Origin of the sequence: Gillisella vitis, assembly GCF_021559775.1 — a bacterium.
GTDB classification, from domain to species: Bacteria; Pseudomonadota; Alphaproteobacteria; order Rhizobiales; family Rhizobiaceae; genus Allorhizobium; species Allorhizobium ampelinum.
On the sequence record NZ_CP056048.1, the window covers coordinates 988,768 to 1,012,952 of the forward strand.

The 24,185-nt window shown below is 58.4% G+C and carries 23 protein-coding genes; 14 read left to right on the forward strand and 9 right to left on the reverse strand.

Translation table 11 applies throughout. The annotated features are described in order from the left end of the window. Position 1: 1 nt before the first annotated feature. Entirely contained in the window at positions 2-1,126 is a 1,125-nt protein-coding gene (gene alr / locus AVCG78_RS21375) for an alanine racemase (protein ID WP_071584536.1), read from the reverse strand. 124 nt (positions 1,127-1,250) lie between these two features. On the opposite strand from alr, the gene AVCG78_RS21380 reads away from it, so the two are divergent. From AVCG78_RS21380 to AVCG78_RS21435, 12 genes are all read left to right on the forward strand, one after another. After that, positions 1,251-1,718 carry an Lrp/AsnC family transcriptional regulator gene (locus AVCG78_RS21380; protein ID WP_081363393.1) on the forward strand — a complete coding sequence of 156 codons (468 nt, stop codon included), beginning with the start codon at positions 1,251-1,253 and terminating at the stop codon, positions 1,716-1,718. Positions 1,719-1,819: 101 nt separating this feature from the next. Then, positions 1,820-2,512, forward strand: coding sequence for a GntR family transcriptional regulator (locus AVCG78_RS21385; protein ID WP_071584535.1), 693 nt, complete (start codon positions 1,820-1,822; stop codon positions 2,510-2,512). A 101-nt stretch (positions 2,513-2,613) separates the two neighbouring features. After that, positions 2,614-3,216 (forward strand): amino acid synthesis family protein, encoded by a 603-nt coding sequence (locus AVCG78_RS21390; RefSeq protein WP_071584534.1) that lies wholly within the window; start codon positions 2,614-2,616, stop codon positions 3,214-3,216. Between the two features lie 14 nt (positions 3,217-3,230). Then, on the forward strand, positions 3,231-4,067 hold the full coding sequence (locus tag AVCG78_RS21395; RefSeq protein WP_156582587.1) for an alpha/beta fold hydrolase: 837 nt from the start codon (positions 3,231-3,233) through the stop codon (positions 4,065-4,067). A gap of 29 nt (positions 4,068-4,096) precedes the next feature. Next, positions 4,097-5,017 carry a flavin reductase family protein gene (locus AVCG78_RS21400; RefSeq protein WP_071207330.1) on the forward strand — a complete coding sequence of 307 codons (921 nt, stop codon included), beginning with the start codon at positions 4,097-4,099 and terminating at the stop codon, positions 5,015-5,017. A gap of 3 nt (positions 5,018-5,020) precedes the next feature. Then, entirely contained in the window at positions 5,021-6,058 is a 1,038-nt protein-coding gene (locus tag AVCG78_RS21405) for an LLM class flavin-dependent oxidoreductase (RefSeq protein ID WP_071207169.1), read from the forward strand. Between the two features lie 4 nt (positions 6,059-6,062). After that, positions 6,063-7,526: an aldehyde dehydrogenase gene (locus tag AVCG78_RS21410; protein WP_071207167.1), complete on the forward strand. Its 1,464-nt coding sequence runs from the start codon at positions 6,063-6,065 to the stop codon at positions 7,524-7,526. A gap of 81 nt (positions 7,527-7,607) precedes the next feature. Next, positions 7,608-8,618, forward strand: a complete 1,011-nt coding sequence (locus AVCG78_RS21415) for an ABC transporter substrate-binding protein (RefSeq protein WP_071207165.1) — start codon at positions 7,608-7,610, stop codon at positions 8,616-8,618. A gap of 101 nt (positions 8,619-8,719) precedes the next feature. Further along, the gene (locus tag AVCG78_RS21420) at positions 8,720-9,607 is read left to right on the forward strand and encodes an ABC transporter permease (protein ID WP_409065501.1); all 888 of its coding nucleotides are present in this window, start codon (positions 8,720-8,722) and stop codon (positions 9,605-9,607) included. Between the two features lies 1 nt (position 9,608). After that, entirely contained in the window at positions 9,609-10,409 is an 801-nt protein-coding gene (locus AVCG78_RS21425; protein ID WP_071207164.1) for an ABC transporter permease, read from the forward strand. Further along, complete coding sequence (locus tag AVCG78_RS21430; protein ID WP_071207162.1) at positions 10,406-11,482, forward strand: ABC transporter ATP-binding protein; 1,077 nt, start codon at positions 10,406-10,408, stop codon at positions 11,480-11,482. Before AVCG78_RS21425 ends, AVCG78_RS21430 begins: the two co-directional genes overlap by 4 nt. A gap of 492 nt (positions 11,483-11,974) precedes the next feature. Beyond that, the gene (locus tag AVCG78_RS21435; RefSeq protein WP_071207325.1) at positions 11,975-13,366 is read left to right on the forward strand and encodes an NAD-dependent succinate-semialdehyde dehydrogenase; all 1,392 of its coding nucleotides are present in this window, start codon (positions 11,975-11,977) and stop codon (positions 13,364-13,366) included. Positions 13,367-13,467: 101 nt separating this feature from the next. Here the strand turns inward: AVCG78_RS21435 and AVCG78_RS21440 are convergent, their stop codons facing one another. The 8 genes from AVCG78_RS21440 to AVCG78_RS21475 form a co-directional block, all read right to left on the reverse strand. Beyond that, positions 13,468-14,292: an amidohydrolase family protein gene (locus tag AVCG78_RS21440; protein WP_071207157.1), complete on the reverse strand. Its 825-nt coding sequence runs from the start codon at positions 14,290-14,292 to the stop codon at positions 13,468-13,470. 20 nt (positions 14,293-14,312) lie between these two features. After that, positions 14,313-14,738 (reverse strand): RbsD/FucU family protein, encoded by a 426-nt coding sequence (locus AVCG78_RS21445; protein WP_071207154.1) that lies wholly within the window; start codon positions 14,736-14,738, stop codon positions 14,313-14,315. A gap of 19 nt (positions 14,739-14,757) precedes the next feature. Further along, on the reverse strand, positions 14,758-15,789 hold the full coding sequence (locus tag AVCG78_RS21450) for an aldo/keto reductase (protein ID WP_071207153.1): 1,032 nt from the start codon (positions 15,787-15,789) through the stop codon (positions 14,758-14,760). Between the two features lie 16 nt (positions 15,790-15,805). Next, positions 15,806-16,813, reverse strand: a complete 1,008-nt coding sequence (locus AVCG78_RS21455) for an ABC transporter permease (protein WP_071207150.1) — start codon at positions 16,811-16,813, stop codon at positions 15,806-15,808. Positions 16,814-16,816: 3 nt separating this feature from the next. Beyond that, complete coding sequence (locus AVCG78_RS21460; RefSeq protein WP_071207149.1) at positions 16,817-17,809, reverse strand: ABC transporter permease; 993 nt, start codon at positions 17,807-17,809, stop codon at positions 16,817-16,819. Beyond that, a complete protein-coding gene (locus AVCG78_RS21465) occupies positions 17,806-19,314 on the reverse strand; it encodes a sugar ABC transporter ATP-binding protein (protein WP_071207142.1) in 1,509 nt (502 codons plus the stop codon). Before AVCG78_RS21465 ends, AVCG78_RS21460 begins: the two co-directional genes overlap by 4 nt. A 71-nt stretch (positions 19,315-19,385) precedes the next feature. Next, on the reverse strand, positions 19,386-20,423 hold the full coding sequence (locus tag AVCG78_RS21470; RefSeq protein ID WP_071207140.1) for a sugar ABC transporter substrate-binding protein: 1,038 nt from the start codon (positions 20,421-20,423) through the stop codon (positions 19,386-19,388). A 42-nt stretch (positions 20,424-20,465) separates the two neighbouring features. Continuing rightward, positions 20,466-21,578, reverse strand: a complete 1,113-nt coding sequence (locus AVCG78_RS21475; RefSeq protein WP_071207139.1) for an iron-containing alcohol dehydrogenase — start codon at positions 21,576-21,578, stop codon at positions 20,466-20,468. A 290-nt stretch (positions 21,579-21,868) separates the two neighbouring features. On the opposite strand from AVCG78_RS21475, the gene AVCG78_RS21480 reads away from it, so the two are divergent. Next, the gene (locus AVCG78_RS21480; RefSeq protein WP_071207137.1) at positions 21,869-22,558 is read left to right on the forward strand and encodes a GntR family transcriptional regulator; all 690 of its coding nucleotides are present in this window, start codon (positions 21,869-21,871) and stop codon (positions 22,556-22,558) included. Further along, on the forward strand, positions 22,555-24,087 hold the full coding sequence (locus AVCG78_RS21485) for a UxaA family hydrolase (RefSeq protein WP_071207135.1): 1,533 nt from the start codon (positions 22,555-22,557) through the stop codon (positions 24,085-24,087). The genes AVCG78_RS21480 and AVCG78_RS21485 overlap by 4 nt, the downstream gene beginning before the upstream one ends. The last annotated feature ends 98 nt before the right edge of the window (positions 24,088-24,185 follow it).

Below are 24,185 nucleotides of genomic sequence, written 5' to 3' on the forward strand. Positions count from 1 at the left end.
CTTATGCTGAAATATAGTCGCGGTGATAGCGATGACCAAGGCTGGTCAGAATTTCATAGGCGATGGTGCCCGCTGCTTGCGCCACATCTTCCAGGCTCTGGTGAGGACCAATCATCTCTACCAGACTTCCCAGCGTCAACGTGCCGGGCGGCAGGGCCGATATATCGAGTGTCATGCTGTCCATCGACACCCGCCCGACAATCGGCAAGCGGATGTCGCCATAATAAGCGGCACCCCGGTCGCTCAAGCAACGCGGCAGACCATCGGCATAGCCAATAGCGATTGTGGCCAGTCGGGTTTCCTTGGTGGCCACATAGGTCGCGCCGTAGCCCACGCAGGCCCCGGCTGGTACCGTTCGGGTCTGGATGACTTTCGCATCGACCCGCACCACCGGCTTCATACGGCGCCCTGCCAGATCGCTGGGCACCGCACCGTAAAGGGCAACGCCGGGGCGCACCAGCGCGCCGTGAAACTGCTTGTCGATAAAGATGCCGCCCGAATTGGAAAAGCACAAGGCAATGCCCGGAAATTGCGCCAATCGCTCGCGCATGACAGCAAATTGCGCGGCATTCTGGGTGCTGGCGCTGTCATCGGCTGAGGCGAGATGGCTCATGATGTAGCGGATGGAAAGGCCGGACAACAGCGCGGGGTCGCCCGCGAGAACATTGGCTTCTTCCGGTGAAAAGCCGAGCCGCGACATGCCGGTATCAAATTGCAGGATCGCGGGCAGGGCCCGTCCGAACTCGCTTGCTGTTTTCGACCAATTGGCAAGCTGTTCCAGCGAATTCAGCACCGGTATGAAGCCGTTTGCCGCTGCAAAGGGCTCCGCGCCCGGCTGCAAGCCATTGAGAATGAAAAGTTCGGCATCTTTGGGAAAATGCTGCCTCAGCCCGGCGGCTTCCTGCACATGCGCCACGAAGAATTTCCGGCATCCAGCCCGGTAGAGCGCGGGGCCGACGCGGGCGGCTCCAAGGCCATAGGCGTCGGCCTTGACAACAGCGGAGGCTTCCGCCGGGGCGGCTTCAGCGGCCAATTGGCGGTAATTGTCGGCAAGCGCGTCGAGGTCGATCACGAGGCGGGCGGAAAACGCATCGGCATTGAGGTCGTGGCTGATAGACATGTCCATAACTGCACCCCGTTTTTTCTCGATGATATTGAAAGATTCGCGAAATTTCCGGGCGGGTTATCGGCAACTCTTGTGCTATGTGAATTTCTGCGCAATTTTATGCGAAGAAAACGAGGATTGTTGCGTGAGTGGTATCGACGCCATCGACCGGGCCATTATGCGCCAATTGCAGCTGAATGCGCGCATCAGCAATGCCAGTCTGGCGGCGGCTGTCGGGCTCTCCGCCTCCGCCTGCCTGCGGCGGGTCGCACTGCTTGAAAAACAGGGTTATATCAGCGGCTATACCGCCATTCTCGGCAAGTCTGATAAGGACGATGGTATTGCCGTCATCATCAACATCACACTGGACCGGCAGACAGAGGACCATCTCAACCGCTTTGAGGCCGCGATCCGGAAATATCCGGAAATCCAGGAATGTTTCCTGATGACCGGCGGATCGGATTACCTCTTGAAACTGGAAGTCGAAAGCGCCCATGACTTTGAACGCATCCACAAGGAAATCCTGGCCAAACTGCCCGGCGTAGCGCGCATCCACTCCAGCTTTTCCATTCGCAATGTACTGAAAACCCGCCATGCCAAGCCGAAATCGTGATGGTGTCATTCCTGCTTGTCATTTTGGCGTTTGGTAGACCATAATACGGGCGAATTGCCTGCTCTTTATGAGCGGTCTGGTTGCCGGGAAGGCTTGAGGGAATGACAGAGACCATAAAAGTGGAGCGCCCGTCCAAGACACTCAGGGAGTTGGCGCTTGAGAAAGTCCGCGATGCGATCATCAGCGGTTATTTCAAGCCGGGTGACCGGCTGGTCGAGCGTGATCTCTGCGCGCAGCTTGGGGTCAGCCGAACGGTGGTGCGCGAAGTGCTGCGGCACCTGGAGTCCGAGGGTCTGGTCAGTAATCCGCAGAGCAAGGGGCCGATGGTGGCGCTGCTGGACATTGATGAAGCCCGGCAGATCTATGAAATCCGTGCGGCTTTGGAAGGCATGGCGGCGCGGCTTTGTGCGGAGAGGGGTGATCCGGCTATTGTGACTGGCTTGTCAGACGCGCTGGACGCGATCAAGGACAGCTATGCTCGCCAGGACATGGCTGATGTCTTGAGGGAAACGACGCGATTTTACGAGACCTTGTTTACCCGGATTGATAGGCAGGTCGCCTGGGGCGTGGTGCGGCAAATGACCGTGCGGATCAACCATTTGCGCTCTATGACCATCAAGACCGATGGCCGGGCGACGGAGGGACCAGCCCAGATGCAACGGATTGTCGAGGCGATCCGCAACAGCGACGGACCCGCTGCCGAACAAGCCGCAATTGATCATGTGCAGCGTGCCTCCTCTATTGCCGTCGCGGTGCTTGCGCAGCAGGCCCGATCCGCCGTTGAGATCGAATAGATATATTCCTTAAAAGAAAAAATAATTCCTAATCGACAAGTCGCTTGACTCTGAAATAGCTTGGCATACCATAATACCAACATTGATATTTGAGGTAAGCCATGGCCCTGCAAATCCGCAAAACTCTTCTGCATGTGGAAACCACCTTGGTGGAAGGCGGCAAGGCAGCGCCGACACCATTGAAACTCTACGCAGCCTTCGCCGTCGTTAAAAATCCCTGGGCCGGACGCGGCTTTGTCGAGGATCTGAAACCGGAAATTCATCAATGCGCCCCGGTTCTCGGCGAGCTTCTGACAGGCATGATTCTGGATGCCGTTGGCTCTGGCGAAGCGGTCGAGGCCTATGGCAAAGTTGCCGTTGTTGGTCTTGATGGCGAGATCGAGCATGCTTCGGCGCTGATTCACACGTTGCGCTTCGGCAACCATTACCGCACGGCGGTGGGGGCGAAATCCTATCTCGCATTTTGTAACACCCGCGGTCCGGCCAATGCCCCAATCATGATCCCATTGATGGACAAGAATGACGAAGGTCGCCGCTCCCATTATCTAACGATCCAGACGGCCATTGCCGATGCACCAGCTGCCGACGAAATCGTTGTCGGGCTTGGGGCGTCTGTCGGCGGAAGGCCCCATCACCGGATCGGCGACCGCTATCAGGATCTGAAAGATCTGGGCCAGGATGTCGCCAACCCGGCGGGCGTATAAGCGGGGGCGGCGAGATGGAGATGGCAGCAATGCGTGGCACGGCCCCATCGCCATTTCCGGCGGTCGAGCGCCGCATTACCCCTGATGGAACCGCTTATGTGGAGCAAGGCGAGGGCGAGCCGCTTGTGCTGGTGCATGGGGTCGGTATGCGGCTGGAGGCCTGGTGGCCGCAGATAGAAAGCCTTTCCGTTAGCCATCAGGTGATCGCCGTCGATATGCCGGGCCATGGCCAGAGTGTTGCCTTGCCGAAAGGCAGTGAGCTGCCGGATTTTGTTGCCTGGCTTGACCGATTCCTCGAGGAAGTCAACCGTGGGCCGGTCAACTTGGCCGGTCATTCGATGGGCGCGTTGATTGCAGGCGGTGCCGTCGCCAGCTTTCCGCAGAAAATCCGGCGGGTGGCCCTGGTTAATGGCGTCTACCGGCGTGATGTGTCGGCCAAGGCGGCGGTTCTTGCCCGGGCAGAATCGATTGCCGCCGACGGCATTGATATTGAAGGGCCGTTGAAGCGCTGGTTCGATAGCGACGCCGTCAGCCTTGCCGCTCGCGCCCTGACCGAGCAATGCCTGCGGCAGATGAATGTCGATGCCTATGCCACCGCTTACCGTGCCTTTGCCAATGGTGATGAAACCTACGCGGACTGCTGGCCGCAGGTTTCCTGTCCGGCGCTGTTCCTGACGGGTGCCGGCGATCCGAACTCGACGGCGGAAATGGCGCAAACCATGGCGCGTCAGGCGCAGCAGGGTATTGCAAGGATCGTTCCCGGCCATCGCCATATGGTCAATCTTACGGCACCGCAAGAGGTGCATGACATCATGGCCGCGTGGCTTGCTTTACCGGAGGCACATCCATGAGTGCCGAGAAAACCAACAGTGAGGTGCGGATGAGCGAAGCGATAATCGACCCCCGCAGCCTGCGCGATGCCTTTGGCGCTTTCGCCACCGGCGTCACCGTTGTCACCACGCTTGATCCTGACGGTTCTCCCATCGGCTTTACCGCCAATTCCTTCACTTCGGTCTCCCTCGACCCACCTTTGCTGCTGGTCTGTCTCGCCAAAACCTCGCGCAATTTTGAGGTGATGACCAAGGCCAAAGGCTTCGCGGTCAATATATTGTCGGATGCGCAGAAGGATGTGTCCAATACGTTCGCCCGACCGGTCGAAGATCGATTTGCAACTGTGGACTGGCGGGCTGGCCCGCATGGTTTTCCGGTGTTTACCGGGACATCTGCCTGGTTTGATTGCAGCCTGGAACAGGTGATCGAGGCAGGTGATCATGTCGTGCTGCTGGGGCGGGTACAGGCATTTGATAAGAGCGAGTTGAACGGGCTTGGCTATGTGCGCGGTGGTTATTTCACACCGGCCCTTGCCGAAAAAGCGGTCAGTGCCGCCAGCGATGGCCCGCTGCATCTGAGCGCCGTTATCGAGCGGGACGGCGAGGTTCTTTTGGTGGGCGGGGGTGGCCGCAGCCTGCCGGGTTGTCATGCGGTCAGCGGCGAGCCTTTGCAGGATCTGAAAGCCCATCTCGAACACGTGACCGGGCTCAGCATTACCATCGGGTTTCTGTATTCCGTCTACGAAGACAAGAGCGAGGCATGCCAGCATATCGTTTACCGGGCTTTTGCGGGTCCCGGCACGCCGAAATCCGGCAATTTCGTTCCGGTTGGCCAGCTTGCCGGTCCGGGCGGCTCGGCCACGGCGGATATTCTCAACCGGTTCGCGGCGGAAAGCTCCATTGGCAATTTTGGCGTCTATGTTGGCAACGAGACGGCAGGCCGGGTTCACTCCATTGCCAGGAAGGCTTGATCCATGAAGTTCTCTCTCTTCGTCCATATGGAACGGCTCGATGCCAGCCAGAGCCACAAGAGCCTCTATGAGGAATTTCTGCAACTCTGCGAGATCGCCGATAAGGGCGGCATGCATGCGATCTGGACCGGTGAGCACCATGGCATGGATTTCACCATTGCGCCCAACCCGTTCGTGACCATTGCCGATCTGGCCAACCGGGTGAAAAACGTCCGCCTTGGAACCGGAACGGTGATTGCGCCCTTCTGGCATCCGATCAAGCTGGCAGGCGAGGCGGCGATGACCGACCTGATCACCAATGGCCGGTTGGATATCGGCATCGCCCGGGGTGCCTATTCCTTTGAATATGAGCGTTTGATGCCGGGCCTTGATGCCTGGACCGCCGGGCAGCGGATGCGCGAACTTATTCCAGCCGTCAAAGGCGTCTGGGCTGGCGACTATGCCCATGAGGGTGAGTTCTGGACTTTTCCAGCGACCACTTCGGCACCGAAACCATTGCAGGAACCGATCCCTCTGTGGGTGGCGGCGCGTGATCCCAATTCCCATGATTTTGCCGTGGCCAATGGCTGCAACGTGCAGGTGACGCCGCTGTGGAATGGTGACGGCGAAATCGAAACTCTGATGCAGCGTTTCAACGCTGCCTGCGAGAAGTCGCCTGACCTGCCGCGCCCGAAAATCATGCTTCTGCTGCACAGCTATGTCGGCTCCAATGAGGCCGATATTGCCCAGGCGGCAAAGGAATTGAGCACCTATTACAATTACTTTTTCGCATGGTTCAAAAACGAGCGTCCAATCCACCAGGGCCTGATCGAGCGGTTGAGCCAGGAGGATATCGACGCCAATGCCATGCTGGCACCCGAGGTGATGCGAGCCAATATGGCTGTTGGTACGGCGGATGAGGTGATCGCCCGGCTGAAACGCTATGAGGCGCTGGGCTATGACGAATTTTCCTTCTGGATCGACACCGGCATGAGCTTCGAGCGTAAGAAAGCCTCGCTGGAGCGCTTCATTGCCGATGTCATGCCAGCGTTTGCGGAGTAAAGCGATGCAACGTTTCCAGCTTTACATCAATGGTACCTTCAGTGACGGCGAGGCGCGGTTTGAAAGCCTTGATCCGGCCACTGGCGAGGTCTGGGCCGATATGCCGGAAGCGCGCGAAGCGGATGTGGACCGCGCTGTCGAGACCGCTCATGCTGCGCTCTATGATGGGCCATGGGCAAAAATGACCGCCACCCAGCGTGGCAAGCTGATCTACCGGCTGGCCGACCTGATTGCCGCCAATGCGCCAAGACTTGCGGAGCTGGAAACCCGCGATACCGGCAAAATCATCCGCGAGACAAGCTCACAAATTGCCTATGTCGCCGATTATTATCGCTATTATGCGGGGCTCGCCGACAAGATCGAAGGCTCGACGCTGCCAATCGACAAACCGGATATGGATGTCTGGCTGCGGCGTGAGCCGGTTGGCGTGGTCGCCATGGTCATTCCGTGGAACAGCCAGCTGTTTCTCTCGGCGGTCAAGATCGGCCCGGCGCTGGCCGCTGGCTGCACGATGGTGGTGAAAGCCTCGGAAGACGGTCCGGCCCCGATGCTGGAATTTGCCCGGCTGGTGCATGAGGCGGGCTTTCCGCCCGGTGTCGTCAATATCATCACCGGTTTTGGCCCATCCTGCGGTGCCGCGCTGACCCGCCATCCCAGGGTCGCGCATGTCGCCTTTACCGGTGGGCCAGAAGCAGCACGGCATGTGGTGCGCAATTCAGCGGAAAATCTGGCCTCCACCTCGTTGGAACTGGGCGGCAAGTCGCCGTTCATCGTCTTTGCCGATGCTGATCTGGAAAGTGCTGCCAATGCGCAGGTCTCCGGCATATTTGCCGCGACCGGCCAGTCCTGCGTTGCCGGATCACGGTTGATTGTCGAGCATTCAGTTAAGGATGCATTTCTGGCCCGGTTGAAGGATAAAGCCGAAGCAATCCGCATCGGCAGTCCACTGGATATGGCAACAGAGGTGGGACCGCTGGCCACAAGACGCCAGCAGGATCATGTCGATGCGTTGGTCATGGCCTCGGTCGCCGCAGGTGCTCGGCTGGTGACGGGAGGGCAGCGCCCGGATGGTCCGGGCAATTTCTATCCGCCGACCATTCTCGATTGCGATGGCGTCAACTCTCCGTCTCTGGCGCAGGAGTTTTTTGGACCGGTCCTGTCGGTGGTGTCTTTCGAGGGTGAGGCGGAGGCGCTGCATCTGGCCAATGACACAGCCTATGGCCTGGCATCCGGCGTGTTTACTCAAAACCTGGCACGCGCGCATCGGATGATACGCGGGCTTCGCGCTGGCGTCGTCTGGGTCAATACCTACCGTGCTGTTTCGCCGATTGCGCCTTTTGGCGGCTTTGGTCTGTCCGGCCATGGACGGGAAGGCGGCATGGCCGCGGTGCTGGATTATACCCGGACCAAGACGGTCTGGCTGAAAACCTCAGATGACCCGTTTCCCGATCCGTTCGTGATGCGGTGATTAAGAACATGCCCCGGATGGATGGCCCAAAAGAAGCAACCGGCATCCGGGTAAGGCACAATCAAACAAGGACAAGGGAACATGAAAAACACAACCATTATCGCATCGCTGGCTTTGCTCTTGGGCGTCTCCAGCCAGGCGCTCGCTGCTGACCTGGTGTTTACCAGTTGGGGCGGCACCACACAGGACGTGCAAAAATCCGCCTGGGCGGATAAATTCACGGCCAAAGAAGGCATCAACGTTCTTCAGGACGGTCCGACCGATTACGGCAAGATCAAAGCCATGGTTGAGGCCAAGGGCGTAAGCTGGGACGTCGTCGATGTCGAGGGCGACTATGCCATTCAGGCTGGCGACAAGGGCCTGCTGGAAAAGCTCGATTTCAAAACCATCGACAAGACAGCGCTCGATCCGCGTTTCGTGACGGATTATTCGGTCGGCAGCTTTTATTATTCCTTCGTGGTCGGCTGCAACAAGGACGCCGTTGCCGCCTGCCCGAAAAGCTGGACGGACCTGTTCGACACCAAGAAATTTCCCGGCAAGCGAACCTTCTACAAATGGTCGGCGCCGGGGGTGATCGAAGCGGCATTGTTGGCGGATGGCGTAACGCCGGACAAGCTTTACCCGCTCGATCTCGACCGCGCGTTCAAGAAGCTCGACACCATCAAGTCTGATATCATCTGGTGGTCGGGCGGTGCGCAGTCGCAGCAATTGCTGGCCTCTGCCGAGGCCCCGTTCGGTTCCTTCTGGAATGGCCGGTTGACGGCGTTGGCCGCGACCGGTGTAACGGTTGAAACCTCCTGGGCGCAGAATATCACGGCAGCCGATGCGCTGGTCGTGCCGAAGGGCACCAAGAACAAGGAAGCGGCGATGAAGTTCATCGCTTTCGCAACCTCGCCTGCTGGCCAGGCCGAGATGGCGGCGGGCACTGGCTATGCGCCTGTGAATACCAAGTCGCCAGCGCTGATGGACCCCGCCATCGCCAAGACCTTGCCAGACCAGCAGACCGCGTCACAGGTCAATGCCGACATGGCCTATTGGGCAAAGCACCGTGACGAGATTGGCGAGCGCTGGTACGCTTGGCAGTCGAAATAAGCCATACTCTAAAGTAAGGCATTTCCGGCACCGTAAACATCCGGTGCCGGAGCGTCCTCAGCGTTGCGGCATGATGCATCCTCCAAATGCAAAATGCCGGACTGGTTTCGCAAGGAAACGGTATGTCGTCCCTGACCTCGACCATTGAGCAGCCCAGGAGGAACCGGTTTGGTTTCGGCAATAAAGCCGCGACCCTTCCGGCGCTGGTGTTGATCCTGATTTTCTTCGTCCTGCCGGTGCTGGCTCTGCTGACGCGCTCGGTGACGGAGCCGGTTCTCGGCCTTGGCAATTATGCCGCATTGCTGGGAAGTGCGACTTATCTGAAAATCTTCTTCAACACGTTCTTCGTCTCGGCCTTGGTCACTGTAATTTCGCTGCTGATCGGCTTTCCCGTCGCCTGGGCGCTGGCGATCATGCCGCAGCGATTGGCGTCCGTGATTTTTGCCATCGTCTTGCTGTCGATGTGGACCAACCTTCTGGCCCGCACCTATGCCTGGATGGTGCTGTTACAGCGCACTGGGGTCATCAACAAGACGCTGATCAGCCTCGGTGTGATCGATACGCCGCTGGTGATGGTCAACAATCTCGTCGGCGTGACTATTGGCATGAGCTACATCATGCTGCCCTTCATCATCATTCCGCTCTATGGGGTGATCCGCAAGATCGATCCGGCGCTGTTGCAGGCGGCGGCACTGTGCGGCGCGACCCGCTGGCAGGCGCTGGTGACGGTGCTGCTGCCGCTTGCCATGCCGGGCATGGTGTCGGGCGGATTGATGGTGTTCGTCATGTCACTTGGCTATTTCGTCACGCCGTCGCTGCTTGGCGGCACATCCAATATGATGCTGGCCGAATTGATCGCCCAATTCGTGCAATCGCTGGTCAATTGGGGCATGGGCGGTGCGGCGGCGCTGGTGCTGCTGGTGGTGACGCTGAGCCTTTATGCCCTGCAATTGAAGCTGTTCGGTGCAGCTGGTGAGGGAGGGCGCTGACATGCTTTTGAATTTCAACAGCCTTGGCACCTGGAAATGGATTTTGCTGGTCATCACGCTGCTGACGGCGGCGTTTCTCCTGTTGCCGATCCTGTTTATCGCCGCCTTGTCCTTCGGCTCCTCGCAATGGCTGATTTTTCCGCCACCGGCCTGGACCACAAAATGGTATGGCCAGCTGTTTGCCGATCCGCGCTGGCTGGATGCCGCCTGGACCAGCTTTCGCATCGCTGTCATCGTCACGATCCTGTCGGTGCTCATTGGGCTTTGTGCTTCGTTCGGCCTGGTTCGCGGTCGGTTTCTGGGGCGGGATGCGTTGCGGGCGCTGTTTATGACGCCGATGATCCTGCCCGTTGTGGTCCTGGCGGTGGCGCTCTATGCGTTTTTCCTGCGCATCGGTCTGAACGGCACGACACTCGGTTTCGTCATCGCCCATCTGGTTGTCGCGCTTCCGTTCTCTATTCTGGCGCTGACCAATGCGCTGGAAGGTTTTGACAAATCCATCGAGGATGCGGCGGTGCTGTGCGGGGCGTCGCCGTTGAAGGCGCGGCTGTTGATCACGCTGCCCTGCATCGGCCACGGCTTGTTTTCGGCGGCGGTGTTTTCCTTCCTGACCTCCTGGGATGAGGTCGTTCTGGCGATCTTCATGGCAAGCCCGACGCTGCAAACTTTGCCGGTGAAGATCTGGGCAACGCTGCGTCAGGATCTGACACCGGTGATTGCCGCGGCCTCCACCCTTCTTATCGTCGTCACCATCGCGTTGATGCTGATCACCGCCCTGGTGCGCAAAGGACTGAAAGCATGACGCCTTTTCTGGAAATTCGCGGTATCCGCAAGCAATATGGCCCGGTGGTCGCGGTGCAGGATGTCAATCTTGAGGTGGCAAAGGGCGAGTTCATGACCTTTCTCGGCCCATCCGGGTCCGGCAAGAGCACGACGCTTTATATCCTTGCCGGTTTCGAGCAGCCGAGTGCGGGCGACATGCTGCTATCCGGCAAGAGCGTCTTGCAGACCCCATCGCACCAACGCAATATCGGCATGGTGTTTCAGCGCTATACGCTGTTTCCGCATTTGTCTGTTGGTCAGAACATCGCCTTTCCGCTGAAAATGCGCGGCTGGTCGAAGGCTGATATCACCGAGCGCGTCCGCAAAATGCTGCAATTGGTGCGGCTGGAAGGCTATGAGGATCGCAAACCGGCGCAAATGTCCGGGGGGCAACAGCAGCGTGTCGCACTGGCCCGGGCGCTGGCCTACGATCCGCCGGTGCTTTTGATGGACGAGCCGCTCTCGGCGCTGGACAAAAAGCTGCGCGAGGAAATCCAACATGAGATCCGCCGTATCCATCACCAAACGGATGTTACCATCCTCTACGTCACCCATGATCAGGAAGAGGCGCTGCGGCTTTCCGACAGGATTGCGGTGTTTTCCAAAGGGGTGATCGACCAGATCGGCACCGGTGCCGAGCTTTATGCCAATCCGGCGACGCGGTTTGTGGCCGAGTTTATCGGGGACAGCGATTTTCTGCCCTGCGTGGTGACGGGTGCCAGGGACGGTAAGGCTGAAATTCGGCTCGGCAGTGATTTGACCATAGGAAATATTCCGCTGCATGGAAAAGCGCAGAGTGGAAGCAATGCCATGCTGATGCTGCGCCCGGAGCGGTTGACGCTGGATTCTGCTCAAGTGCCGGGAATGCTTGCTGCCAAGATTGAGGACATTACCTTTCTTGGCAATACGATTCATATCGCGGTCTTGAGTGAAGGTGGCCATGGCCTATCCGTGCGTTTGCCTTTTGGCCATGCCGCACTGGAGGGATTGGCGATTGGTGCGCCGGTGGCGCTGGGGTTCGATCCGGCGTCAGCGCATGTTTTCGCTGAATAGAGCATCGGACCGAAAGTTAAAACCGGTTTTCGGATAAATCCGATGCGCAAACAAAAACTTAGAACATCGCGCTGATTCCGATTTGACAGTACACGACGCAAACGTCTCTCGGCTTTCGCCGCCCCCTCTTGCCTCTGCCGCCACCTTCTCCCCGCTGGGGAGAAGAGACCTGCGGCATCTTCTTGTGCCGTAGGATGAGGTTCAGTGCTGTCGTGTTGACCTCTTCTCCCCAGCGGGGAGAAGTCCCCGGCAGGGGGATGAGGGGGGCGAAGCCAATTCATCAAGTTGCGTCGTGTACTCTGGATTCCAGCTTTTTGTACGATGCTCTAGGGTTTTTGGGAGAACCGCATCCTGCAAATGCTATAATCTACAACTTCTACGATCTTGATTAGGATCAACAGCCAGAACCACCTTCAGCGCTATCATTGTCTCATCGACGCGACCGATGTCGGTTTAATGCGCGCCGCAGCAATGACTGCAAAGGACGGTTCCATGGCTTACGCAACAACCAATCCCTATACTGGCGAAACTCTTATCACTTTTCCCGAAGCAACCGACGCTGCCGTTCAGGCGGCCATCACGGCAGCGGATGCCGCGTTTCAGCAATGGCGACAGACATCCTTTGCCGAGCGCGCCAAGGTCATGCATGCTGCCGCTGAAATCCTGCGCGGACAGACGGATGATTATGCCAAGCTGCTGACCCTGGAAATGGGCAAGCTGATGTCTGAAGCACGCGCCGAGGTGGGGCTTTCTGCCGACATCCTCGATTACTACGCTGTCAATGCCGAGCGCCTGTTGAAGCCGGAACAGCTTCCCGTCGCCGACAAGGCTGAAGGTGAGGCGATCCTGGTGCATGAGCCTCTCGGCGTGCTGCTGGCCATCGAGCCCTGGAATTTCCCCTATTACCAGATCGCCCGGATCATCGCGCCGCAGCTGTCGGCCGGAAATACGATGCTGTTGAAACACGCGTCGAATGTGCCGCAATGCGCAGCCGCTTTTGAGCGGTTGATGCTGGAGGCTGGTCTGTCGAAGGGTGCCTTTACCAATCTTTATGCGACGCGGACCCAGGTGGAAATGATCCTCAATGATCCGCGCGTCCATGGCGTGGCTTTGACCGGTTCGGAAGGCGCGGGCGCCACGATTGCCGCACAGGCAGGGCAGGCGCTGAAAAAATCCACCATGGAACTTGGAGGAGCTGATGCCTTCTTGGTTCTGGCCGATGCCGATATGGAAAAGACCGTGAAATGGGCAGTCTTCGGTCGCCACTGGAATGGCGGTCAGGTCTGCGTCTCGTCCAAGCGGATGATTATTGTCGATGCGGTCTACGATGCCTTTCTGGAACAATACAAAACCGGCGTGGCCGGGCTCAAAGCGGGCGATCCGTTCGATCCGCAAACGACGCTTGCGCCGCTGTCCTCACAAGGGGCTGCCGACGAGATCCGTCAGAAGATTGCCGAAGCAGTATCCTATGGGGCAACGGCAACTGAGGTCGGGCCGCCGGTGCCAAACCAGGGCGCTTTCGTGCAGCCAACTATTCTGACTGACCTAGCTGATGACAATCCGGCCCGTTATTGGGAGTTTTTCGGCCCTGTCTCCATGCTGTTTCGCGCCAAGGATGACGATGACGCGATCCGCATTGCCAATGATACGCCCTATGGTTTGGGCGGCTCGATCTTCACCCGGGACACCGCACGCGGTGTCGCGCTTGCCCACCGGATCACCACAGGCATGGTGTTCATCAACCATCCGACCATGGTCAAGGCGGACCTGCCGTTCGGCGGAGTCAAGCGTTCCGGCTATGGCCGTGAATTGCTGGGCCTCGGCATCAAGGAATTCGTCAATCACAAGCTGATTGATGTCGTGGATATCGATGCACCGTTCTGATTTTAGCGCGTAAAATCAAACGCTCACCTCGGTCCGCTTATAAGATCGAGGTGGGCGTTTGACGTAAAGGGACGTTGCGAAAGTTCACTGAGACTTATAACTCAGACACCGTAAAAACGGCGCGCATTGGTCTCGAAAATCAGCGTGAGATCATCAGGGCCGAAATGGGCGGACAATAAGGTGCGGGCCAGATTGGCAACTTCGCCATAGCTGGCGGCCAGCGTGCAAACCGGCCAATCGCTGCCGAACATCAGCCGGTTGGGACCGAAACATTTGATAACATGGTCCACATAGGGCCGGAAATCTTCCAGCGCCCAATCGGCACTGGCTTCTGTGACCATGCCGGAAACCTTACAGTAGACTTGGTCGAAACTGGCAATTTCCGCCATATGGTCGCGCCAGGGATCAAGTGTGCCTTTGGCAATGTCCGGCTTGGAAATATGATCGACCACAGCCGTCAGATCCGGCACCTGTCTCAATGCCGCGATCACATGCGGTAAATGGCGTGGGAAGGTCAGGATATCGAAAGGCAGACCGCTGTCAGCGATGGCTTTGAGGCTATCGATCACCTTCGGGCGCAGGATATAGACGTCGTCGGCCAAGCTTTGCAGCATGGGACGGATGCCAATGAAATCAGGATTGGCGCGGTAGTGTTTCAGGCGCGTGGAAAAATCATCGGCTTCCAGATCGAGCCAGCCGACAACACCTGCGATGAAATCAGTCTTTGCGGCAAGCGCCAGCAGGAAATCAGTTTCTGCCTGGGTTTCCGCCGCCTGGACCAGAATGGTCCGGGTTATTCCGGCCCGGCGCATGTCGGGTTCCAGATCCTTTGGCAGAAAATTGCGATAAATCGCTCCAAGATCAGGCGTCAGCCAGCCGTAATCGCCACGCTCAACTTTCCAGAAATGTTGATGACTGTCGAGCATCTGAAGCTTTCCACTCTGACTTATGCGGGACGAACCACGCCCTTTTTCAGGATGATATTGCCGTACAGCCGACGCTCGCCGGTTGAGATCACTGCAAAGGCGGCTTTGGACCGGTCGTAGAAAGTGAAGCGGTCGATGAGATCCAGTTCGATTTTCCGATTTTCGGCGCGTTCAATCAGTGCATCGAACTCGGCATAGATGGAGGGCCGCTCGCCCGGCGCGTCCATGACGCCAGCCGGATATTCGACAAAATCATCGAGCGGCATCAGTGAGATAATAGCCTCCAGCACAGCACAAGCGTCGATGCCCGGCATCTGCACCAGACGCTCGGCGGCGGTGACCGCTGGGAAATTGGCGTCGGCGATAACGATTTCATCGCCATGACCCATATCGGCGAGGATAGCGAGGAGATCGCCAGTCAAGAGCGGGTTGAGGGTTTTCAGCATTGTCGTCCTCCAGGACAGGTTAATGACTTATAAGGCCTTCAGCGCGTAGTTGCGCCCAAAGATCCTCGGGAATGTCCTGTTCGAACCAACCAATATTGGTGGAGATCTGCTCTGCGGTCTTTGCGCCGATCACCACGCAGGTCGCAGCCGGATGGCGCAGCGGAAACTGGATGGCGGCGGCAGGCAGCGGCACCGCGAAACTGTTGCAGACTGCCCTCAGTCTTTCAGCCTTATCGATAATCTCCTGTGGTGCATCGGCGTAGTTGAACTTGCGGCGGCCGGTCGTGGAGGCAAGAATGCCGGAATTGAAGACACCGGCGACAACCAGCGCCATGCCGCGTTTCTGGGCCAATGGCAGAAACTGCTGTTCCGCATCCTGGTCCAGCAACGTATAGCGGCCCGCCAACATAGAACAATCGAGGTCAGCTTCTTCCAGCGCATCGCGGATGATCTGCCATTCATTGACGCCAAGGCCGAAGCCTTTGATGTCGCCTGCATCGCGCAATTCGGTCAATGCCCGGAAGCCGCCGCCCTTGGTCAAGGCCGACCAGTGATGCTCGTGCAAATCGGCATGGGTAACGCTGCCGATGTCATGCACATAGAGAATGTCGGGCTTGGGAAAGCCCAGGCGCTGCTGGCTATCATCGAAGCTGCGCATGATGCCGTCATAGCTGTAATCGAACACCTCGCGGAAATCCAAGCCGTTCCACCAGCCGGGATCGAGCGGGTTTTTCGGCGGGGCGGGGGGAAGCTTTCGGCCTGCGCGCTCCGTTGTCATCAAGCGTCCGACCTTGGTGCTGATCGTCCAGTCTCGTTGCTCGGGATTTTTCTCTCGCAACAACGCTCCAACAAGATGTTCGGAACGGCCATTGCCATACATGGGGGCGGTGTCGAAATAGCGGATACCAGCCTCCCAGGCCCGATCCAGCATGGCGGTGGCATCGTCCTTGGAGACCGCTGCATATAGTCCGCCAAGCGGGGCCGTGCCGACGCCAAGCGCGGTGACAGTCAGGCCGGTCTTGCCGATGGGGCGTTTCTCAGTCGCTTTCATGCTATTTTCCTTGGCTTTAAATGTGGGCGCGTGTCTTGCGCCTTGCCCAGACAACCGTGGCGACACCGCATAGCAGGAGCAGGCCACGCACGATCTGGCGTTGCGCATCCGTCCAGCCGAGTAGGGCGGCACCGCTTAAAAGCGTGGCCAGTAGGAGAACGGCGGTGACGGTGCCGATGACATTGGGTTTGCCGTATTTCAGCGCCATGCCCCCCAGCAGAACCGAGGTCAGGCCGTCAATGAAATAGGAACTGCCGATATAGGGCTGACCGGACGAGAGATCGGCTGTCAGCAGGATACCCGCCAGAGCCGACACAAGGCCAGACAGCACATAGAGCATCAGCAATAACCGGTTGACTGGCACGCCCGTTTCGATCACGGCGGCGCGGTTCTGTTCCATGGCGTAGAGATAATGGCCAAAGGTCAGCCTTTCCTGGATAAACCAGGCACCGGCATAGAGAAGCGCGACGATCACCGTCAGCAGCGGGATGATGCCGAAATTGACATGCAAGAGAGAGCCGACGAAGCCCGTGGAGGAGAGGGAAATTGATGTGCCAAGCCCGATGGCGGCGGCAATCGATCCGGCCAGCCCGCCCGTGGCAATGGTAATGACGAGGGCCGGAAGCTTGAAGATAGCTACAAGCAATCCGTTTACGAGACCAAAGACAAGACCAACCAACAGGCCCGCAAGACAGGCCATGGTCCAGCCTTGGCCTGCCGCAACCAGCGCTGCCACGACCATATTGGCGAGCGCTGCAACGGACATGAAGCTGACATCGATTTCACCTGCCGCAATGATCCAGGTCAGCCCCAGAAACATCAGTGCCGCGATGCTGGCCGAGCGCAGCATGTCATTGATGTTACCGCCACTGACGAAGCTTGGCCGCAGCCAAGCAAATAGCAGAATGAGCAATACTAAGAGAAGGAACAGTCCGTAGCGCAGGAAAAATCCCTGCATGTCTAAACGGCCAGGAGTTACAGCGCTTCGCACAGTCGTCATGGTGATATCCGTTGCGTTTTTCATCCACTATCTCCCGTCTTTGCTCGCGGCCTTGCGGCCAAAAATGTCGCCAAACAGTGTGGTGAGCTTCGGATCGAAAATGCCAATGGCAAGGATCAGCACGGTGCTGACAATGGCGTCGCTGTAGTAGTAGGGAATGGCAAGCAGGGTGAAGCCGTTCAGCATGGCCGACATCAAGAGCGCCCCGGCAAGCGTCGCCGGAATGGAGGGGGAACCAAACAGGGCAGCCCCCAGGTAAACGGCAGCAAAGGCTGGCATCATCAGTTGGTTGCCCGCTGTGACATTGGCCGCCCCCGATGAGGCAACCAGCAGCGTGATGGCAAGACAGCTCAGCGCGCCGCAAAGACCGAAAGCCCCAAGGATATATGTTTTTACCCGGATGCCGGAAAACACCGCTGAACGCCGGTTTTCGCCAGTGGCATAAAACGCCCTGCCAAAGCGGGTGCAGTGCAGGATAACGAAAGCCACGATCGCCGTTGCCAGCAGGATGACCACGGGCATGTCGAGCGCCAGGAATTTCGAATCGTTCAGGTCGAGAATGCCCGACATGAAGAAGTTTTCCGAAATCGATGTGCCGTTGCTGTAGAAATAGGACAATCCGACTGCCACGCCGCCGGTGGCGATGGTGGTGACAATATCGGGCAGCCGCAGATAGGAAATGACCGTACCATTGATCAACCCGGCCATCAGCCCGACGCCGATGCCGCCCAGCACGCTCGCAGACAGGCTGTAGTCATTGGCAAGCAGCCAGCCGAGCGTCATTGCGCCCAAAGACGCGACGCCTGGAAAGGAAAGGTCGAAATGGCGAACCACAATGACGAAGGTCAGACCTATCGCCGTCAGGCCATTGACCGACATATGGCGCAGCAGGGCATGCAGATTGTTTTCACTGAGATAGGTGGGTGCAAAAGACTGGAAGACCGCAGCGATGACGCAGAGCAGAGCCAGGAAGGCAGCCAGCCGCAAGGCAAGTGGTGAGGATTTGAACGAGGCAATCATGTACGTGCTCCCATGATTCCGGCAGACAGAAGCTGGTCGCGGCTGGGGCGTTGGTCGGCGACGGCGACGGGGCGGCCCTTGTAAAGGGCGATCATCCGGTCGGCGACGCCATGCACTTCGTCGCAGTCAGATGAAATCACCAGCACGCCCGCATGCTGCGACAATTCCCGCATCAGCGCATAGAGCGTTGCTCTTGCGCCGATATCGACGCCCACCGTCGGCTCAACAAAGATATAAATGTCAGCATCGCGGTAGAGCCCCTTGGCGATAACGATCTTCTGCTGGTTTCCGCCGGAAAAGGCGCTGGCCGGGCGGTCCAGCGTCAGCGGATGAAGAGCGACGCGCCGGGCCAATTGTTCGGAAACCTTGCGGCTGGAGGAGAATTTCAGGAGCCCGCCTAAAAACGAGGCTTTCTTCAAATGGGCCAGCGTCATGTTGAAAATCACGTTGCGTGACAGGGTCAGGCCTTCCGTGCGGCGATCGCCGGGAACCAGGAAAATACCCTTGCGTAAGGCGTCATGCGGGTCTTTCAACGTCACCGGCTTGCCCTTGATGCGGATCGTGCCTGCGTCTGGCCGGATGACGCCGAATAGCGCCTTTGACAATTCATCCGCACCGGAGCCGACCAGGCCGAAAATACCGAGGATCTCGCTGCGCCGCAGGGTGAAGCTTACGCCGGAAAACAGGCCAGGCCGTTCAAGACCTTCGACTTCCAGAAGTGCTTCCCCTGCGGCGCTCGCGGCCTTGGGAGGAAAGATATTACCCGGCTTTTCGTCCAGCATCAGTTCGGGAATGGATATGTTGCTGTCGCGCGCCTCACGGCAGGTGAAGGTGGCGACACGTTTGCCTGCCCGGAACACGGTGAAGCGGTCGCCGATCTCGAAAACCTCTTCCAGCCGGTGGGTGATATAGATAATGGCGATGCCTGCCGCCTTCAGATGCCGCATCAATTGGAACAGGGAGGTCTTTTCGCGCTCGGTCAGCGTCGAGGTCGGCTCATCGAGAATCAGGATGCGGATATCCTCGCGTCTGAGCGCATGCAGAATGGCGACAATTTCCCTGTCAACGGCGGGCATTTCGCCGACGCGCTGGTCAAGATCGACGTCGATGGGAAAGCGTTTCAGCAGCAAAGCCGCTTCGGTCTTCAGAGCTTTGCGATCTATACGGCGGCCAAGACCCATCCTGTTGGATTCCTGACCGAGAAAAATGTTTTCCACCCCGGTGAAGTCATCGACCAGTTCCGGATGTTGCTGCACAGACGCGATGCCGCAGGCAATTGCCGCTGCCGGGCTGCCGAGTTCTACCGTCGCCCCGGCGATGGCGATTGTACCGGCATCCTTGGAATAGACGCCGGAGAGGATCTTGATCAACGTCGATTTGCCCGCGCCATTGATCCCCAGCAGCGCGTGGATTTCGCCGGCGTCCAGCGAGAAATCGACATTGTCCAGCGCTTTGACGACGCCGAACCGTTTTTCGATTCCCTTCATGTCGAGAATGGCTGTCATATCCTGCACCTACGCCTTTCCGGCTGTATTGATGGAGCCGGCAGGCCTGGTGGGCCTGCCGGAGTGACAGATCAAAGCGCGCGCGCCCAGCCAAGCTTGATGGCTTCACCCGGCTGGTCGTAATTGTCGGGAATGTCCTTGAGGGGCTTCAGACTGTCTTCTGTCACCGCATAGGACGGCGTGATGACGAAGCGCGGTGCCTTGCGGCCTGCGACGACCTCGTGGGCATAAAAGGCGTTCATATAGGCCATTTCGTAGAAACTCTGCGCCATGGTCATGGCAAAAGGCGATCCGGCCTTGATATATTCAAACGACTGGCGGCCACCATCGATGCCGGTAATGAACACTTTGCGGCCTGCGGCGCGAATGGCGAGCGTGCCTTCGGAGGCTGCGCCATCCCAGGCACACCAGATGGCGTTTAACTCAGGATTGGCCGTCAGGATATTGTCCACCACCTGACGGGGCGTCGTCGTGCCGCCCAATGCAAAGGCGATTTCCGAGACGACCTTGATATCCGGAAAGCGGACGAACACCGATTTTGCGCCCAAGGTGCGCTGGTCCCAGGATTCGTTGGAAGGCAGGCTGACCAGGGCGACCTGTCCCTTGCCGTTCAGCCGTTTGGCAATATATTCTGCCCCAGCGGCCCCAAGGCCGAAGTTATTGGACATGGCGGTGGAGGTTACGGTGGTGTTTGGCACATAGCTGTCACCACAGAAAATCGGAATGCCGGAGGCAACCGCAGCCTGTACGGCAGGCGAGATCGCGGCGGCATCGGCTGGTGTTATGAAGATGGCCGCTGGCTTGGACGCCACGAAGGAGGCGATTTGATCGGCCTGTTTCTTGATGTCGTAATTGGCATCGGCGATAGTCAAGGTTCCGCCCAGACGCGAGACGGCATCCTTATAGCCATTGACGATATGGCGACCGGATTCCCAGACGGTCCAGCCCAGCGAGGCGCAGAATTTCAGGTCTTCTGCACCGGCTAGCCGTGGCCTGCTCAGGGCGGCGGCCACGGTGAGTGCCGCACCGGCGCTCAACACGCCACGACGGCTCAGTTTCAGATCGCCCATAAACCGGCCGCGATCCCTGGTTTCCTCAAAGTCAGACATTGTGTTCTCCTCCCACTCGATTGTTGTCGTTTCCCTCGGTTTTCAGGCCGATTCCTGGAGCAACGCCAGGTAATCCTCACGGCTGGCGAGCCGGGGATTGGTGGCATGGCAATGGTCTTTCAGGGCTTCTCCGGCGATTTTTTCCATCATCGCGTCCGTCACACCCATGGCTTTCAGGCCAGAGGGCATGCCGATATCCTGGTTCAGCGCTGCGGTGACCTCATCCGGCGCACCGCCCATGATGTCGGCCATCGCCTCCCATTTCGCGCCGATGACCGAGCGGTTGAAGCGCAACACGGCGGGCATCAGCACCGCATTCAGCGTGCCATGGTGCAGATTAAGCTCGCGGATCGCGCCCAGCGGATGGGTCAGGGCATGGACAGCACCGAGACCTTTCTGAAAGGCCATGGCCCCTTCGAGCGCAGTCATCATCATGTCCCAGCGCGCCTGCCGGTCGCCTCCATTGGCAAACACCTTGCGAATGGCCGGAAAGCCCCGCTTCAATCCGTCGAGGGCAATGGCGTCGGCAGGCGGATTGACGGAGGGTCCCATATAGGTTTCCAGGCAATGGGAAAGAGCATCCATGCCGGTTGCCGCCGTCAGGAAGGGCGGCAGGCCATAGGTCAGTTCCGGATCGCAGAGCGCAATGGAGGGCAGCATGTGGCCGCTCAATATACCAAGCTTGCGGCCTTCCCGCGTGATGATGACGGCAGCGCGCCCGACTTCCGAGCCAGTGCCTGAGGTGGTCGGTACGGCGATCATCGGACATATGCGCCCATGGATTTTCGAGGCGCCGCCTTCTACCGCCGTATATTGCGCCAGTGGTGCGGCGTGGCCAGTCAAAAGCCGGACGGCTTTTGCCAGATCCAGCGATGACCCGCCGCCGAGCCCGACAATGCCGTCGCACCCGGCGCTTTTATAGAGGTCATAAGCTTGGGTAACAGCCTCTTCCGTCGGATTGGCCGGAGTGCCGTCAAACACCGCGGGTGTTTCATCAAACAGGCCGAGGACTTTCGCAACCAGACCAGTCGAAACCAGTCCTTTGTCGGTTGCAATCAGCGGCTTTTTCACGCCGAGTTCAGCCAGCAACGCAGGCAATGTGGAAATTGCGCCCTCGTTGAATTCAATCCGCGTCAAATAATTGATTGTCGCCATGATCCGCTTGTATCCATTGTTTGTCAGCCGAGGTGAGACACAGATCTCCCGTCGCCATTGCATCACGCAACGCGCAAACAGTGTCGGCCAGAATTGTCATTCCCAAATTTTGAAAGCGCCTGCCGGCCTCCTCGCCAGCTCGGTTTAGTCCTCCTGGCTGCGGGCTGAAAAATTCACTTGCACCGTCAACCAATATATGAGTTATCTAAGTCAGATGATTATTCGCCTGTCAACAGGCTTTCGAAAACTTCTCTTCTCGTGCTAAAAGCCCTGATAATAACGAGATTGATATGCGTACGGAAAAAATGAAGACAATTCCAAAGGCCGAACAGATATATTGGTTGTTGCGGCAAGCCATCGTCCATCTAGAGATGCAACCGGGCGCGATTATCTCCGAAAAGGACCTCTGCGCCGAGTTTGGTGTGTCGCGTACTCCGGTTAGAGAGGCCTTGCAGCGGCTGGCGGATGAGGGTCTGGTGGACGTATTTCCTCATTCCGGCACCTATGTCAGCCGTATTTCCTTCACCGTCGCGGAAGAGGGGTTTGTCATTCGCCGTGCGTTGGAAATCGAAAGTGTTAGAAAGGCTGTGGCCAATGTAACAGATCGCGACGTTGCGCAGCTGAAGTCGATCATCACGCAGATGCAGGCCATCCTCGATAGCGACCAGCTGGACAAATACCTGGATTGTGACGATGCCTTTCACAGTGCCATTGCCACGATCAGCGGCTATCCGCGTATCTGGAAGTTTATCACGCTTGCCAAGGTTCATCTCGACCGTATGCGCCAGCTCAGCGCACCTGTGCCGGGCCATCTGGCCGTGGTGACCGAGCAGCACGACACGATCGTGCGGGCACTGGCCAGCCGCAACGCTGATCAGGCCGAGTTGGCCATGCGCATCCACCTCGATTCATCCTTCGCCGTCATGGCCAAAATGCATGAGGACCAGGGCGCGCTCTTTGACAGAAAGGAAGGCCCATGACAGTGACTTCGGTTTCTTCGCCGCTGCTTAGGCTCAATATGCGCGACAATGTTGCCGTTGCCCGGCTGACGCTGGAGCCGGTGACGCTTCCAGAGCTTGGCGATGTGCGGCTTTCGGCCCGGATCACCCAGGGACACAAGGTTGCCGTCACGGCCCTTCAGCCGGGGCAGGCCATCATCAAATACGGCCAGATCATCGGCTTTGCCACGCAGCCCATTGCGGTTGGCGACCATGTTCATACGCACAATATGGCGATGGGGGATGTGGAGCTGGCCCACGAGTTTTGCGTGGATGCCCAGGAGCCTGTTTTTGTGCCACAACCCGCGACGTTTATGGGGTATCAGCGAGAGAATGGCGAGGCTGGTACGCGCAATTACATCGCCATCGTCTCTTCCGTGAACTGTTCCGCCACCGTGGCCAAGGCCGTGGCGCAGCATTATGCACAACCGGGCAGGCTCGATGATTTCGCCAATGTCGATGGGGTTATTGCGCTCACCCATGCAGGCGGCTGTGCCATCAATACCGCGACCGAGGGGTATCTCTATCTCACCCGCACATTGGCCGGTTATGCCACCCATGCCAATGTCGGCGGCGTGGTGATGATCGGCCTTGGCTGCGAAACCAACCAGATTCCGGCCTTGCTTGCCGCTCATGGCCTCACCGAGAGCGATAGATTTCACACGCTGACCATCCAGGCGACCGGCGGCACCCGCAAATCCATCGAAGCCGCAATTGCGGCCATCGATTCCATGCTGCCTGCCGTCAATGCCTTGAAGCGGACGCCGCAACCGGTGTCGAAGCTGAAATTGGCACTCGAATGCGGCGGATCGGATGGGTATTCCGGCATTTCCGCCAATCCGGCGCTTGGTTATGCCGCCGATCTCCTGGTCCGCCATGGTGGAACCGCCTGTCTGGCCGAGACACCGGAAATCTACGGTGCCGAACATCTGTTGACCCGGCGGGCAAAAAGCCCTGATGTGGCACAAAAGCTGCTGGAGCGCATCGAATGGTGGCGTGATTATGCGGCGCGCGGCAGGGCCGAGCTGAACAACAATCCATCTCATGGCAATAAGGCCGGTGGGCTGACCACAATTCTGGAGAAGTCGCTCGGCGCGGTGGCCAAAGGCGGCACGACCAGGCTCAACGCCGTCTATGAATATGCCGAGCGCATCATGGAACCCGGCTTCGTCTTTATGGATACGCCTGGCTATGACCCGATTGCCGTGACCGGTCAGGTGGCGGGCGGCTGCAATGTCATCTGTTTCACCACCGGGCGCGGTTCGGTGTCTGGCTTCAAACCGGCGCCGTCGCTGAAGCTTGCCACCAACACCCCGATGTATGAGCGGATGCAGGAGGACATGGACCTCAATTGCGGAACCATCGTCACCGGCGAGGAGACGGTGGAGGCGGTCGGGCAACGGATTTTCGAGGCCGTGATCGCCACAGCCTCGGGCGAGCGCACAGTGAGCGAGATCTACAATTACGGCGACAACGAATTCGTCCCCTGGCAGGTCGGCGCGATCATGTAACACCAACGAGCATTGGAGCATCTTCAAGCCTTGGTAGAAAAGCGCCTTTCGGAGGAGAAAGGCATTCATTCAGACGCAGGTGCAAGCAAGAGCAGGCA